The sequence below is a fragment of the Stenotrophomonas sp. YJH_SMC_79 genome, assembly GCF_059367995.1.
In genome coordinates this window covers 173655-188486 of sequence record NZ_JCAFRK010000006.1, presented here as the reverse complement: position 1 = coordinate 188486, position 14832 = coordinate 173655, and the positions used below count along the sequence as shown (strand labels likewise).

Annotated in this window: 13 protein-coding genes; 9 read left to right on the top strand and 4 right to left on the bottom strand. The window is 63.3% G+C overall.

Translation table 11 applies throughout. The features are described from left to right. Window positions 1-17: 17 nt before the first annotated feature. Complete coding sequence (gene galE / locus AC5P57_RS20285; protein ID WP_099551431.1) at window positions 18-1031, top strand: UDP-glucose 4-epimerase GalE; 1014 nt, start codon at window positions 18-20, stop codon at window positions 1029-1031. Between the two features lie 25 nt (window positions 1032-1056). Here galE and AC5P57_RS20280 read toward each other — a convergent pair whose 3' ends face one another. Together AC5P57_RS20280 and AC5P57_RS20275 are read right to left on the bottom strand one after the other, a co-directional pair. Next, on the bottom strand, window positions 1057-2256 hold the full coding sequence (locus AC5P57_RS20280; RefSeq protein WP_099551430.1) for a glycosyltransferase family 4 protein: 1200 nt from the start codon (window positions 2254-2256) through the stop codon (window positions 1057-1059). Window positions 2257-2272: 16 nt separating this feature from the next. After that, window positions 2273-4258: an HAD family hydrolase gene (locus AC5P57_RS20275; protein WP_262235271.1), complete on the bottom strand. Its 1986-nt coding sequence runs from the start codon at window positions 4256-4258 to the stop codon at window positions 2273-2275. Window positions 4259-4487: 229 nt separating this feature from the next. Here AC5P57_RS20275 and AC5P57_RS20270 point away from each other — a divergent pair, with 229 nt between their 5' ends. From AC5P57_RS20270 to AC5P57_RS20255, 4 genes are read left to right on the top strand one after another with little or no spacing between them, the layout of a single operon-like run. Beyond that, window positions 4488-5477, top strand: coding sequence for a glycosyltransferase family 2 protein (locus AC5P57_RS20270; RefSeq protein ID WP_099551428.1), 990 nt, complete (start codon window positions 4488-4490; stop codon window positions 5475-5477). Continuing rightward, window positions 5474-6466: a lysylphosphatidylglycerol synthase transmembrane domain-containing protein gene (locus AC5P57_RS20265; protein WP_495219766.1), complete on the top strand. Its 993-nt coding sequence runs from the start codon at window positions 5474-5476 to the stop codon at window positions 6464-6466. Before AC5P57_RS20270 ends, AC5P57_RS20265 begins: the two co-directional genes overlap by 4 nt. Next, a complete protein-coding gene (locus AC5P57_RS20260; RefSeq protein ID WP_099551426.1) occupies window positions 6463-7767 on the top strand; it encodes an NAD(P)/FAD-dependent oxidoreductase in 1305 nt (434 codons plus the stop codon). The genes AC5P57_RS20265 and AC5P57_RS20260 overlap by 4 nt, the downstream gene beginning before the upstream one ends. Window positions 7768-7770: 3 nt before the next feature. Continuing rightward, window positions 7771-9420 (top strand): putative hexosyltransferase, encoded by a 1650-nt coding sequence (locus tag AC5P57_RS20255; RefSeq protein WP_099551425.1) that lies wholly within the window; start codon window positions 7771-7773, stop codon window positions 9418-9420. A 53-nt stretch (window positions 9421-9473) separates the two neighbouring features. Here the strand turns inward: AC5P57_RS20255 and AC5P57_RS20250 are convergent, their stop codons facing one another. Continuing rightward, window positions 9474-10412 carry an electron transfer flavoprotein subunit alpha/FixB family protein gene (locus AC5P57_RS20250; RefSeq protein WP_262235272.1) on the bottom strand — a complete coding sequence of 313 codons (939 nt, stop codon included), beginning with the start codon at window positions 10410-10412 and terminating at the stop codon, window positions 9474-9476. Then, the gene (locus AC5P57_RS20245; protein WP_134528918.1) at window positions 10412-11158 is read right to left on the bottom strand and encodes an electron transfer flavoprotein subunit beta/FixA family protein; all 747 of its coding nucleotides are present in this window, start codon (window positions 11156-11158) and stop codon (window positions 10412-10414) included. Before AC5P57_RS20245 ends, AC5P57_RS20250 begins: the two co-directional genes overlap by 1 nt. 259 nt (window positions 11159-11417) lie before the next feature. Here AC5P57_RS20245 and rfbB point away from each other — a divergent pair, with 259 nt between their 5' ends. From rfbB to rfbD, 4 genes are read left to right on the top strand one after another with little or no spacing between them, the layout of a single operon-like run. Next, a complete protein-coding gene (rfbB, locus tag AC5P57_RS20240) occupies window positions 11418-12473 on the top strand; it encodes a dTDP-glucose 4,6-dehydratase (RefSeq protein ID WP_262235273.1) in 1056 nt (351 codons plus the stop codon). A gap of 14 nt (window positions 12474-12487) precedes the next feature. Then, window positions 12488-13375 carry a glucose-1-phosphate thymidylyltransferase RfbA gene (gene rfbA / locus AC5P57_RS20235; RefSeq protein ID WP_099551422.1) on the top strand — a complete coding sequence of 296 codons (888 nt, stop codon included), beginning with the start codon at window positions 12488-12490 and terminating at the stop codon, window positions 13373-13375. After that, complete coding sequence (gene rfbC, locus AC5P57_RS20230) at window positions 13372-13929, top strand: dTDP-4-dehydrorhamnose 3,5-epimerase (protein WP_262235274.1); 558 nt, start codon at window positions 13372-13374, stop codon at window positions 13927-13929. The genes rfbA and rfbC overlap by 4 nt, the downstream gene beginning before the upstream one ends. Further along, window positions 13926-14831, top strand: a complete 906-nt coding sequence (gene rfbD / locus AC5P57_RS20225) for a dTDP-4-dehydrorhamnose reductase (protein WP_262235275.1) — start codon at window positions 13926-13928, stop codon at window positions 14829-14831. Before rfbC ends, rfbD begins: the two co-directional genes overlap by 4 nt. Window position 14832 lies beyond the last annotated feature (1 nt).

Sequence of the window (14832 nt, the reverse complement as noted above, 5' to 3'; positions counted from 1 at the left end):
AATAAGGAAGAACAAGGATGAAGATCCTGGTAACTGGCGGCACCGGCTACATCGGCTCGCACACGTGCGTGAAGCTGGTCGAGCAGGGTTACGATGTCTGCCTGGTGGACAATCTCTGCAACTCGTCGGCACGTGTGGTAGACCAGCTGGCCAGGATCATCGGCTTCACTCCCGAATTCCATCAGATGGACATCCGCGAGCCGGCGTTCGCCGAGCTGCTGCGCAGCAGCGGTGCCGAGGCGGTGATCCATTTCGCCGCGCTCAAGTCGGTGGCCCAGTCGGTCGCCGATCCGCTTTCCTACTTCGACAACAACATCACCGGCACCCTGTGCCTGCTGCGGGCCATGAAGGACGCAGGTGTCGGCAAACTCGTGTTCAGTTCATCGGCCACGGTCTATGGCGATGGCAACACCTCGCCGATCACCGAGTCGGCTGGCCTTGGTGCGGTCAATCCCTATGGCCGTACCAAGCTGGTGATGGAACAGATGATCGGCGATCTGACCGCCTCCATGCCGGAGTTCGGGGCAGCGCTGCTGCGCTACTTCAACCCGGTCGGTGCCCACGAGAGCGGATTGATCGGCGAGGATCCCAACGGCCCGCCGAACAATCTGATGCCCTACATCTCGCAGGTTGCGATTGGCCGTCGTGCCGCATTGAACGTGTTCGGCAATGACTATCCCACCAGTGACGGTACGGGAGTGCGCGACTACGTGCATGTGGTCGACCTGGCCGAGGCCCATGTACGTGCCATCGATGCCCTGCAGAAACACCCGCGGGGCTTCACCGTGAACCTGGGAACGGGGCGCGGCTATAGCGTGCTTGAGGTGGTGCATGCATTCGAGCGGGCGTCGGGCCAGAGCATCGCGGTGGACTTCGCGCCGCGCCGGGAAGGTGACGTGGCCGAGTGCTTTGCTGATACGGGCCTGGCCGAGCAGTTGCTGGGCTGGAAGGCGCAGTTCGACCTGCAGCGCATGTGTGAGGACAGCTGGCGCTGGCAGACGCAGTATCCGAGAGGCTACCAGGACGCTTGATCAGCGTCCTGGGTGGTGGGCTGGTTCAGAACCAGCCCTCGCCGATGTAGCGGCACCACTGACGGAAGTCGTGGATGGCGCGGATGCGGTACAGGCGCGCGCCCACGCGCTTGCGCAGGCTGACATGTTGCGGGATGTGCTTGAGACGCTCGTTCTCGTCGGCAACATAGCGCGCCCAGAAGTGCTCGTTACGTTCGCGCAGTTCGATGCGGTCGACCGCGGGCATCGTGTGCATCTGGCGAAGCACTGCCTCGAACTGGGTCGAGGAGGTATCCCAATCGGGCCAGGCCTCGGCTGTGGCAATCGCGTTGTGCTTCAGTCGCTGGAGTTCGTCCGGAGAGTCCTTCAGCAGATTCAGCGCATTGACCACGCCGGCCTCGTCGTCACGCTGCAGGACCAGGGCGTTCTCGCCATTGCGGATGTACTCGTCGTGGCCGGTGACGTTGTAGACGATCGCGGTGCCGCCGCAGTGGAACATCTCCAGAGGCGGCCCGAACATGCCCTCGACATAGCTCAGCTTGACGATCACATCGCACGAGCGGTAGATCGCGGGAACCTGGTCAATCGGAACCCTTGAGAACAGGCGGTCGACTCCCGGGTACCAGCGCAACTGGCTGGACGTCAGCAGCCAGGTCTGATCGGCACGGCTGGTCCTGGCCAGTTTCAGGCTGCGGCCGACGTTCTTGAAGAACACGCCGAAGGGTCCTTCGACCAGCACGCGCAGATCGCGACCACGCGGTGCGTGGGTCGGGCCGTCCAGGCGGTAGAGGTCCTTGCGGATGCCATTGCGCACCAGGCGGGCATCGTTGCCGTGGCGTTCCTGCAGGTGCTCCTGGATCCAGGTCGCCTCGGTGACGACCGGCAGCCCCAGATCGTAGGTGCTGTCGACCAGCGACTGCAGCGGTCGTTCCGCGTCCGGGTAGAAGCGCGATTCGATGGACTGCACGAAGTAGGCATACTGGTCGGCATTGATCTTGTGCAGTTCGGTGGCGGTACGCCACCAGGTGGCGATCGCCAGGTCGAAGTGCTCTTCACCCAGGTCCCAGATCTGCACGATCCGCAGGACATCAAGCGCGGGGTGCCATTTGCGCTGGCTCGCGACATAGGGGTACTGCAGGACCAGGGTGACGTCATGCCCTTCCTGGATCGCATGCAGTGCATGCTGGAACACCACGTAAGTACCACCGCTGATGTCGGCAGAGCCGACAAAGAACGCAATTTTCATTCATGCTTCCCGGTGATCAATCTTCAATGCCGCGCAGTCGACCTGATGCGTAGCGCGAGGCAACCCAGCGGCCGCCGCGCTGCAGGCAGGTCAACAGGGGCCAGAAGCCAAGGTTGTCCACGCCATTGCGGCGCAATGACAGGTAGAAACGAAGCTTGTCGATGAACGAAGGTTGATGTGCGCCGACATCGAAGGTGGAATGATTGAACACGCCGAAATTCTCGACGTGGTAAACGTTCTCGAACCACTCGATTGCGGCCTGGTCCGGCTGCAGCAGCATGCGTGCATGCGCGTGCGTAGCCAGGCGTTCCAGCTCGCGGGCAGGGATGTTGTGGTGGCGGAAGACGCGGTCCAGCTCGACGAACAGGTCCCACAACTGGGCTTGCAACGGTGCGACCTTGCTGCGGAACAGCGATTCCTCGCTGAATTCCTGGTGGCTGACCACGGGCAGGCCGCTGGCATCGAAGCCGTAGCGCAATGCGGAGCCATGGTCGGCCGCGAGCACGACTTCAAACAGGGCTCGATTCTCGTTGAAGATGGCGAAGTTGCGGCTGGTGCCGCCGATGCAGGAGAACAGCAGACCATCCTTCCGGTTCCGGTCCGAAGCCGAGCCGCTGGCGACCAGGCCGATGTAGTGGCCCTGTACGGCTGTCAGGCCGGTATCCGCGCCGATCACGATGGCCGAAATGTTGTCCTGGATGGTGCCCTTCCAGCCCACATCGACCAGGTGCAGGGTCGGGGACGCGGGGTCGGCACCGAACGCGTCCAGATAGGCGAGGAACGCAGAGCGGCGCGCAAGGCGTTCCTGCTCATAGGTCTGCTCGAACAGCGCGTCGGTGCGCAGGCGGGCGAAGACTTCGCTGGACGGCAGGTCTTCCTGGATGGCATCGGCATCAACGCCAAGGCGCTCGGCCAGTTCGGCAGACATCGAATGCAGGCCAAGGCTGGACAGGAAGTCGTTGAGCGAGATGCGCCGGTACTGGCGGAACAGCGTCTCGAAGGTCTCCTGTGCCAGTGGCTGTAGTGACGGCAGCAGGGTGGCGCGGCGCGAGACCTCAAGATAATGGCTGCGGATGCGGACTGCGCCCTGAAGCTGCCGGGTGTTCTGGTAATGGTCGAACAGGCGCTTCAGGAACTGGCCTTCACGGGCCAGGAAAAACACATCGCGGGCGCCCTCGCGGACCAGGCGCGCATGCAGGCGGTCGATGAAAAGGTGGAGCGTGAGCGCAAGCTCGCGGAACACGCCGGGACCGCCGTCGAGCAGGCGATTGATGTCGGTACGGGTGCGGGCAAGGTCGGCGGCGCGCTCTGCCAGTACCTGGTAGTGGGCATGGCGTTGGCTGCGATCCAGGTGAATGGCGTGCAGGCCTGCGGCCCTGGCGTTGTTGAAATCTGCGTGTTCGTTGTCGCCGATCATCACCACCTGGCCGGGAGCGATGCCCGTTTCCGCCAGCACGCGGGCATACATTCCACTGCCGCGCTTGGTCGTGAACGAATCGCATGATACGAACATGCGCTTGAACGCCGAATCCAGCCCATGATGGGCAAGGAACTGCCGGAAGACGTCGGTTTCAAGATAGAAGTCGCTGACCAGCCAGCATTCGACGCCCTTCGCCGAAAGCTCCCGCACCAGGCCGACGACCTGCTCGTCCAGTTGCTGGGTAGACAATTCCAGCGACACTTCCAGATCCAGCGCCACCGTAGTGAACGCGGCACGAGGCATCGACCGCAGCCCTGCATTGGCGTCCCAGAGTTCGGCATAGACCTCGCTGGCGCGGAATTCGCTGTCCAGTCCGGGGCCACGATCAATGGCGCAGTGGGCGGCCTCGCGTGCGTTGCGCTGGCGATACAACTCGGGGCCGTCCGGGCCGCCGGGAAACACGCGGGCAATCCCCTCGGCCCACAGCCGCTTTACATCCTCCGGGTGGATGCCCCGGGATACCAGGGTATCGAAGTAGTCGAAGCAGACCACCGAAGGCTGAATGCGTTCAATTTCACTCATGACCCCCTTCGGGTCGATATCGGTGTAATGCTCTTGGGTCATGGACTGTCGTGAATGGCCGGTAACGGGGGGAACGGACTACATTAGAGGGAGCGGGATGGTATCAGCGTCGCTGGGGACCGCGGTAGCGCAAAGGGGACGCACGTCGAATATCATGACCAGTCGAATGCGACAAGGCCTGAACCGCCAATTTGTCGCCCATCCGAAGGATCTGGACGCGGGGCATTGAATGAGCATCAGCTGTTCGAGTGGCAGGTTGTTGTCTATCGTTGTGCCTTGTTACAACGAAGAAGCAGTGCTGGCCGAAACCTTTCGCAGGCTTTCCGGGACAGCACGGGCGCTTGAGGCCCGTGGCCTACAGGTAGAGCTGGTGTTTGTCGACGATGGCAGCCGTGACCGTACCCGCGAGCTGCTGCGGCATTATGCCACCGCCGACCGCCGGGTCCGCATGCTGGGCTTTGCACGCAATTTCGGCCATCAGCTGGCGGTAACCGCTGGCATTGACGCGGCGCGCGGCGATGCAGTGGTGCTGATCGACGCCGACCTGCAGGATCCGCCGGAAGTCATCGCGGAAATGGTCGATCGCTGGGAAGAGGGGTTCGACGTTGTCTATGGAACCCGCACGGACCGCCCGGGTGAATCGCGGTTCAAGCTGGCTACCGCGCGGGTCTTCTATCGCGTGCTCAACCGCCTGTCCGATGTGTCGATCCCGCTGGATACGGGTGACTTTCGCTTGATGAGCCGCAATGTCGTCGAGGTGCTGAAGTCGATGCCGGAGCAGGATCGCTTCGTTCGTGGGATGGTCAGCTGGGTGGGTTTCAACCAGATCGCGTTGCCCTATCGCCGCGACAAGCGCTTTGCCGGCGAAAGCAAATATCCGTTGCGGAAGATGGTGCGCTTCGCGACCGACGGAATCCTGTCTTTCTCGGCCAAACCACTGCAGCTTTCGGTGACGCTGGGCGTGCTGAGCTCGTTGCTCGCGATGCTGGTCATCATCTATTCGTTGGTCATGCGCCTGTTTACTCAGGAATGGGTGCCGGGTTGGACCGCACTGATGATCGCGGTGCTGTTCCTGGGGGGCGTGCAGCTGATCTGCGTTGGCATCCTGGGCGAGTACATCGGCCGCATCTACCGTGAGGTCAAGCGTCGCCCGTTGTACATCGTGCAGGAATCAAGGGATGGCACCACGCTCGTCAGGCAGGCGGAGGCTGGCGAATGAGCGGGACCCGAAAGGTCCTGCGACTGCTGGTCGGGGTGGGGGTGGCAGGCTTGTTCGGCTGGCTGGTGTTGCGCCAGGTCAGCTACGGGCAGCTGAGGAATGCATTTGCCAACGTCGGCTGGGGCTGGCTGGGACTGGCCCTGCTGTGTTTCCTGCTGGGCTATTCGGCACGCATCGAGCGCTGGCGCAGGATGCTGGCGCGCGACAATGCCGCCCTGCGCTGGCGCGACTGTGCGGGACCATTCATGGGCAGTTTCGCCATGAACAACGTATTGCCGATGCGCGCTGGCGACATCCTCCGTGCCTTTGCGTTCAATGACCGTCTTGGCGTTACCTCCGGTGTTGTGGTGGCGACCCTGTTCGTCGAGCGCCTGCTGGATCTGCTGATGGTCGTGCTGCTGCTTGGCATTGCGTTGTGGGTCAGTGGCGCCAGTGATTCGCTGGCCGGCGGTGTCGGGATCTGGACGCTGGCGGCGGCAGGGCTGGTGATTGCCCTGGTGCTGTTGTTCCCAGGCGCGTTCTCGCCGTTGCTGGCCTGGGGCGGTCGCCTGCTCTCGCGCATTTCGCCCCGCATCGGAGCCCGCGTGCAGGGTGAGCTGTTGAAGGGGGTCGATACCCTCGGCCATCTTTCCGGCAAGGGCACCATGGCCGGCCTGATGCTGTGGTCGGTGCTGGCCTGGACCGGTGAGGGGCTGGTGTTCTACCTGTGCGCCAAGGCGCTGGCCAGCCTCGCGGTTGCCGCAGCAGCCTGGCTGGCTTTGCCGCTGGGAACCCTGGCCACGCTGCTCCCCGGTACACCTGGTTACGTGGGTACTTTCGATTACTTCGTGGTCAGGGCGATGAAGGCGATGGGCAACGGTGTTGCCGAATCGACTGTCTATGCCCTGCTGGTCCATTTCATGTTGTGGCTGCCGCCGACAGTGATCGGCGGTCTGTTCCTGATGACCCGCTCGATGCGGGGCAAGCCGTCTTCCGAGGATAGGAAATGAAGAACAAGAGCGTTGCCATCATCGGTGGCGGATTCACCGGTCTTACCGCCGCCTATGAACTAGCGCGCAATGGCGTGCAGGTGACGGTGCTGGAGGCAGAAACCGATGTTGCCGGCCTGGCAGCGGCATTCGACGTCGGTGGGGAGAAACTGGATTGCTTCTATCACCACTGGTTCACCAACGACCTGGAGGTCATGCAGCTCATCGACGAGCTGGGCCTGAACGATCGGGTTGAAGTGAATCCGACGAATACCGGCATGTACTACGCCAACAACTTCTTCCGCCTGTCCACGCCCTGGGACCTGCTCAACTTCACACCGCTTTCGTTCGTCGATCGCATCCGCCTGGGCCTGCTCGCCCTGCGCGCGCGCAGGGTCAAGCATTGGATGGAGCTGGAGGGCCTGACCGCGTCCCAGTGGCTGAAGAGCCTGGGCGGCGAGAAGGTCTATGAGGTGGTGTGGGAGCCGCTGCTGAAGGGCAAGTTCGGCCCTTACGCCGACACGGTTTCCGCCGTATGGTTCTGGAACAAGCTGAAGTTGCGTGGCGGTAGCCGTGGCAAGGGCGGCGAAGAGCGCCTGGCCTATTTCCGCGGTGGCTTTGCGAGCCTTGCCGAGGCGTTGGCGGCCCGCATCGTGGCGTTGGGGGGCAAGGTCATCACCGGTACCCGTGTCGACAGCTTCGCCCCCAAGGGGGACGGCTGGCAGTTGCAGACGAGTGCCGGCCCGATCGATGCCGACAAGGTGCTGGCCACCACCGCGCTGCCGCTGGTGGCCGACATGGTCTCCGGCTGGGCGTCGCCGGAGTATGTGCAGTCGTTGCAGCGCATCCAGTACATCGGCAATGTCTGCCTGGTGCTGGAGATGGACCGCAAGCTGTCTGATACCTATTGGTTGAACGTCAACGATCCCAGTTTCCCGTTCGTCGGCGTCATCGAACACACCAATTTCGAGCGTGCCGAGACCTATGGTGGCAGCCATATCGTCTACCTGTCCAAGTACCTGCCGCATACGGATGCGCTGTACTCGATGGACTGTGATCAGTTCCTCGACTTCGCGTTGCCCTATCTGCAGAAGATGTTCCCTGCACTGCGCCGAGAGTGGATCACCAAGCACCACCTCTGGCGCGCGCGCTGGTCCCAGCCGGTTGTCGAGAAGTTCTACAGTCGCCTGATTCCGGAAGTGCGCGGGCCGGAACGGGGCTTCTACCTGTGTTCGATGGCACAGATCTACCCGGAAGACCGTGGTACCAACTATGCGATCCGCGAGGGGCGCAAGGTGGCCCGCCAGATGCTGGAGGCTTGAATCATGGCCATCGTGGCGCGGATTCTGTTGACGCTGCTGCTGGCATACCTGTGCCTGGTGAGCGCACGTGCGCTTCTGGCCTACCAGCACAATACCTGGGGCAAGAGCTATTACGTCCTGGTGGCCGATGCCGAAAGAAGGGTCGTCGATCAGCGCGCGCGTCATGTTTCCGAAGCGGCCCTGGATAGGCAGGGAGTGCGCTGGGAAGGTGATGTGCTGACCAGGAACGGACAGGCCTTGGCCTCCTACTCCGATGGCGAGGTCCGGGTATTCCGTGCGAGTGATGGTGGCCTGCTGCAGTCGACCACGATCCGCTGGTTCGGCCTTGCTGCGGTGCTGGCGGTGACGGCAATGATATGGCGACGGCGGGTTGCAGAGCGCTGGCTTGCCTGTGCACGAAGCTCTTTCCAATGGCTGCGGCCGCCCGATCTGCTGCTGGTCATTGCCCTGCTGATGTTCTCCGTGCTCAAGATCGGCATCATCGACATGGTGGCCTTGGGGAGTGCTGTCGAGGGTCTGCAGTTCGGCCTGAATTACTACGTTCATGACGTGTTGATCGGCGCCAGCGGAAAGCTGACGATCTATCCGTACAACCCGGCGAGCCTGATCTGGATGCAGGCACTGTCGGGTATGCACGGTGATCTGCAGTTGATCGGAGTGAATCTTCGCCCCTATGGGCTGGTCAGCCTGTCGATCGCAGCCGCTTACATCTGGCTGTGCCTGGAACTGACGGTGCTGCTCAATGAGCGTTGGCGTGGAAGCACGCGCATGCTGTTCTTCGTGTTGCTGCTCAATCCGTTCGGTCTCTACTATTCACTGTTCCTTGGACAAGTGGATGTGATCGTCGTGGCCCTGCTGGTAGCGGGCGCCCGACGGGTTTTCGTGCCGGGAAGGCTGTTCGTCGCTTTGGGCATGATCGTGCTGGGCCTGGTGTTCGCCAAGCCCCAGCATATGCTGGTGCTGCCGGCCCTGGCCATTGCAATGATGGCGGCTCGCACACAGGCGCTGAAGGGACGCGTCATTCTGATCACGATCACAGTGACCTTGATCAGCCTGGTGATCTACTGGCTCTACACGCGGGTTCCGGCGTTTGTTCTTTCCTTGGCGACGAACCCGCAGTCGCAGCGCATAGGTTGGGCGACCTGGTTCCAGTTGCTTGGAGATTCGCTGGTAGTCAACCGACCCTTGGCATTCCTGGCTATCACCTTCCTGGTACTCGCGTATCGGGTCAAGCATGTGGCGGATGGCATTGGCGTCTGGCAGGTCGCTGCCCTAGCAACTGCTGCGTTGACCGCCTGGTTCCAGGCGTCCTACGCACACACCTTCGGCATGGCCATGCTGATGTTCCCGGCCCTGATGCTGCTTGTGTTGGATACCCAAGACCGATGGCGTGCCGCAGGCGTCTGGCTGGCACCCATTCTGCTGCTGCTGGGCTGGGGAACCGGAGAGATGGGGGATGTGGCGGCCATTTTCGGGGGAACACTGTTCAGTCCTGAACGCGTCAATCACATCATGGTGCTGGGCATGAGCTATCCCTCGCTGCTGGCTACGCTTGAAGCTTCTGCCTATATGGCATTCGGGGTCATGCTAGTGATGCGCCTGCTGGGCGGACCTGAGCCGGAGCTCTCTGCCGGAGTCGGACCGGGACGATGAGTACGGCATGAAAAAGGCCGGCCCTGTCCGGGCCGGCCTTAAGTTGCTGCAGGTCAAAGCGCCTTTTCCAGCTCCGGCAGGATCGCGAACAGATCCCCCACCAGGCCGATATCGGCAATCTCGAAGATCGGCGCGTCGCCGTCCTTGTTGATCGCCACGATCGTGCCAGCGTCCTTGATGCCGGTCAGGTGCTGGATGGCACCGCTGATGCCGACGGCCACATACAGTTCCGGCGCGATGATCTTGCCGGTCTGGCCGACCTGCAGGTCGCTGGGCACGTAACCGGCGTCGACCGCGGCGCGCGAAGCACCGACGGCGGCACCGAGCTTGTCGGCCAGCTGGAAGATGACCTTGAAGTTCTCTTCCGAGCCGACGCCACGGCCGCCGGAGACCACGCGCTTGGCGCTCTGCAGATCCGGGCGGTCGCTGGCACCAGCGGCCAGGCCGATGAAGCGGGTGTGGGTCGGCAGCGCCGCATCGGCACTGGCCGCTTCAATGGCCGCATTGCCGCCCTGGGCGGCTTCCGGCCACGAGGCGGCACGCACGGTGGCGACCACGATCTGGTCGGCGGGTGCTTCCACGGTGATGATCGCGTTGCCGGCGTAGATCGGGCGCTTGAAGGTGTGGCTGCCTTCGACGCTCATCAGGTCGGAGACCTGGTTGACGCCGAGCAGGGCGGCCACGCACGGCATCAGGTCCTTGCCGAAGGTGGTCGACGGGCCGAATACGTGGGTGTAGCCCTGGGCCAGCTGTGCGATCTGCGGCGCCAGCACCTGGGCGATGGCCTGCGCATTGGCGGCATTGGCCACGGTCAGGACCTTGGCGACGCCAGCGATCTTCGCGGCCTCGGCGGCGACAGCGGCCGGGTCGGCGGCCAGCACCAGCACGTCGATGCTGGCACCGCTGATGGCGGCGGCGGCGCTGACGGTCTTGGCGGTGGCGGCGTTGAGCTTGCCGTCGTGGTGCTCTGCGATGACGAGAATCTTGCTCATTACAGCAGCCCCTTCTGCTTGAGTGCGGCAACCAGTTCGGCCGCGTCCTTGACCATCACACCCTTGCTGCGCTTGGACGGCGCGGCGTAATGGGTGGTCTTGAAGGTGTCGGCGGCTTCAACGCCGAGGTCGGCCAGCTGCAGGGTATCCAGCGGCTTGGCCTTGGCCTTCATGATGTCCGGCAGCTTGATGAAGCGCGGTTCGTTCAGGCGCAGGTCGGTGGTGACCACCGCCGGCAGGTCCACTTCCAGCGTTTCCAGGCCGGCGTCGACTTCACGGGTCACCGTGGCCTTGCCATCGGCAATTTCGAGCTTGCTGGCGAAGGTCGCCTGCGGGCGGCCCCACAGCGTGGCCAGCATCTGGCCAGTCTGGTTGGCGTCGTCGTCGATGGCCTGCTTGCCGAGGATCACCAGGTCCGGCTGTTCCTTCTCGATCAGCTTGAGCAGGGTGCGCGAAGCGGTCAGCGGCTGGATGGCCTGGTCGGTGACGACGTGAATGGCACGGTTTGCGCCCATGGCCAGTCCGTTGCGCAGGTGCGCCTGAGCATCGGCCGGAGCGATGGTGGCAACCACCACTTCGCTGGCGATGCCCTTGTCGCGCAGGCGCAGGGCCTCTTCCAGAGCGATTTCATCGAAGGGGTTGGGGGACAGCTTGACGCCATCGGTGACCACGCCGGAACCGTCCGGCTTGACCTGAATGCGGACGTTGTAGTCCACCACGCGCTTGTACGCGACGAGGATTTTCATCTGGTACGGGGTCCTTCACTAAACAGGGAGAACATCCGGTCCGGGAACAGCAACCGGTTCGGGGGTGGGACCCCGATTCTAGCTGGCTTGGGGTGACCATGCGAATGCGTATGGTTTTGCTGCGGCGCCGCAAAAATGCGCTTCGACATTGGGTTGTTCAGCTGATGAGGGCATCCTTGAGCGCAGCCCCGATGTATCCTGCAGAGCTGCATTCAGCCCTGCTGTGCGCTGATGCACCATGATCGACAGGAGAAAGGCTGTGCCCACTTGGCTCGTCACCGGCGGCGCCGGATTCATTGGCGGAAACTTCGTTCTCGAAGCCGTCGCCCGCGGCATCAAGGTCGTCAACCTCGATGTGCTCACCTATGCCGGCAACCTGAAGACCTTGTCCAGCGTGGAGGGGGATCCCAACCATCTGTTCGTGCAGGGCGATATCGGCGATCGGGCACTGGTCGCTGGTCTGCTGGCCGAACACCAACCGGACGCGGTGCTGAACTTCGCCGCCGAGAGCCATGTCGACCGCTCCATCGACGGCCCGGGGGCGTTCATCCAGACCAATGTGGTCGGCACCCTGGGCCTGCTGGAAGCCGTGCGCGATTACTGGAAGGCGCTGCCGGCCGAGCAGGGCGCGGCGTTCCGCTTCCTGCACGTGTCCACCGACGAGGTGTACGGCACCCTGGGCGAGACCGGCAAGTTCAGCGAAACCACGCCGTACGCCCCGAATTCGCCGTACTCGGCGTCCAAGGCTGCCTCGGACCACTTGGTGCGCGCGTTCCATCACACGTACGGGTTGCCGGTGCTGACCACCAACTGCTCGAACAATTACGGCCCGTACCACTTCCCCGAGAAGCTGATCCCGCTGGTGATCGCCAAGGCGCTGGCTGGCGAGCCGTTGCCCGTGTACGGCGATGGCAGGCAGGTGCGTGACTGGCTGTTCGTGTCCGACCACTGTGAAGCGATCCGCACCGTGCTGGCCAAGGGCCAGGTCGGCGAGACCTACAACGTGGGCGGCAACTCGGAAAAGCAGAACATCGAAGTGGTACAGGCCATCTGCGCACTGCTGGACCAGCGCCGCCCGCGCGCGGACGGCCAGCCGCGCAGCAGCCAGATCACCTACGTCACCGACCGCCCCGGCCATGACCGCCGCTATGCGATCGATGCCTCCAAGCTGAAGAACGACCTGGGCTGGGAACCGGCCTACACCTTCGAGCAGGGCATCACCTTTACCGTGGACTGGTACCTGGGCAACCAGGAATGGGTCAACGGTGTGCTCGACGGCAGCTACAGGCTGCAGCGCATCGGCACGGCGGCCTGAACCCAGGAGATCTTATGTCCCAGCGCAAGGGCATCATCCTCGCCGGTGGCTCCGGCACCCGGCTGTATCCGATCACCAAGGGCGTCAGCAAGCAGCTGCTGCCGGTATACGACAAGCCGATGATCTATTACCCGCTCAGCGTGCTGATGCTGTCGGGTATCCGTGAAGTGCTCATCATCAATACCCCGCACGAGCAGGCCCTGTTCCAGCAGCTGCTGGGCGACGGTTCGCAGTGGGGGATGGACATCCAGTACGCGGTGCAGCCGAGCCCGGATGGGCTGGCGCAGGCCTACCTGATCGGTCGCGATTTCGTGGCCGGCAAGCCGAGCTGCCTGGTGCTGGGTGACAACATCTTCCACGGTCATGGGCTGAGTGAAATGCTGCGGCGCGCTGATGCCCGGGATCAGGGCGCCACGGTGTTCGGCTATTGGGTCAACGATCCCGAGCGCTATGGCGTGGCCGAGTTCGACGGCGATGGCAAGGTCATTGACCTCGTCGAGAAACCGACCAATCCGCGTTCGAACTATGCGGTGACCGGCCTGTACTTCTATGACGGCAACGCCAGCGATTACGCTGCCGAGCTGAAGCCCTCTGCGCGGGGCGAGCTGGAAATCACCGATCTCAACCGCAGATACCTGCAGCAGGGCAGCCTGCACCTTGAACCCTTGGGGCGCGGCTACGCATGGCTTGATACCGGCACCCACCAATCGTTGCTGGAAGCCTCCAACTTCATCGAGACCATCCAGACCCGCCAGGGCCTGCAGGTCTGCTGTCCGGAAGAAATCGCCTTCGGCAAGGGCTGGATCACTGCCGAGCAGCTGGAAGCCCTGGCTGCACCACTGATCAAGAATGGCTACGGCCAGTACCTGCACAAGCTCGCCCTGCGTGGAGTTGTTCCGTGAAAGTGATTGAAACCAGGTTGCCCGGCTGCGTGGTGATCGAACCGGCCGTGTTCGGCGATGCCCGCGGTTACTTCTTCGAAACCTGGAACGCCGAGCGCTTCGCCGCGCTGGGCCTGCCGGACCGTTTCGTGCAGAGCAACGTGTCGACGTCCGCGCAGGCCGTGCTGCGTGGCCTGCATTACCAGTGGCCGCGTCCGCAGGGCAAGCTGGTGTCGGTGCTGGAGGGCGAGGTCTACGACGTCGCCGTGGACATTCGTCGCGGCTCGCCGACTTTCGGCCAGTGGGAAGCGGTGGTGCTGAGTGCGGAGAACAAGAAGCAGTTCTGGATTCCGGAAGGCTTTGCGCACGGCTTTGCGGTGTTGTCCGAGCGGGCGGTGTTCAGCTACCTGTGCACCGAGGTCTACCTGAAGGACTTCGACGCCGGCGTGCGCTGGAACGATGCCGACATTGCCGTGGACTGGCCGGTCAGTGCACCGACGCTGTCGGCCAAGGACGAGAACGCTCCTTTCCTGAAGGACATTGCCGAAGACCACCTGCCGGTCTACATGCCATGACGGTACTGGTGTTTGGCGGCAACGGCCAGGTCGGTCAGGAACTGCTGCGCGCGTTGACACCGCTGGGTACGGTGGTGGCGACTACGCGAAGTGGCCAGTTGCCTGACGGCAGCGCCTGCGAAGTGGCCGACTTCGGCCAGCCTGACAGCCTGCCGGCGCTGCTGGACCGGCTGCAGCCGTCGGTTGTGGTGAATGCTGCTGCCTACACTGCGGTCGACCGTGCCGAACAGGAGGTCGATGCGGCCTTTGCCGCCAATGCGCAGGCTCCGGGTGTGATCGCGCGCTGGTGCGCGGCACAAGGCGTGCCATTCGTGCATTACTCCACAGACTACGTGTTCGATGGCCAGGGCACCGCGCCCTACCGCGAGGACGAGCCGACCGCACCGCTGGGTGTATATGGCACCAGCAAGCGAGATGGCGAGGAGGCCGTACGCGCGGCCGGTGGTCGCCACCTGATCTTCCGCACGGCCTGGGTCTATGCCTCGCACGGCGCGAATTTCCTGCGCACCATGCTGCGCGTGGGTGCCGAGCGCGATGCGTTGCGGGTGGTGGCCGACCAGATCGGCACACCAACGCCGGCCGCGCTGATCGCGGACGTCACCGCAATGGCGCTGCAGCGATCACCGTCCTTGTCGGGCACTTGGCACCTGACGGCGAACGGCCAGACCAGTTGGTACGGATTCGCGGAAGCGATCTTTGCCGAAGCACTGGCGCTGGGCGTGCTGGAACGGGTGCCGGCTGTCGAGGAGATCACCTCTGCCGATTACCCCACGCCAGCCCGGCGACCGGCGTGGTCGGTGCTCGACAACCGTGGCCTGCAGGACGCGCTGGGGATCCGGCTGCCTGACTGGCGCCAGGGGTTGCACGCGGTGATGCGGCAACTGCGACCACTGCAGCGCTGAA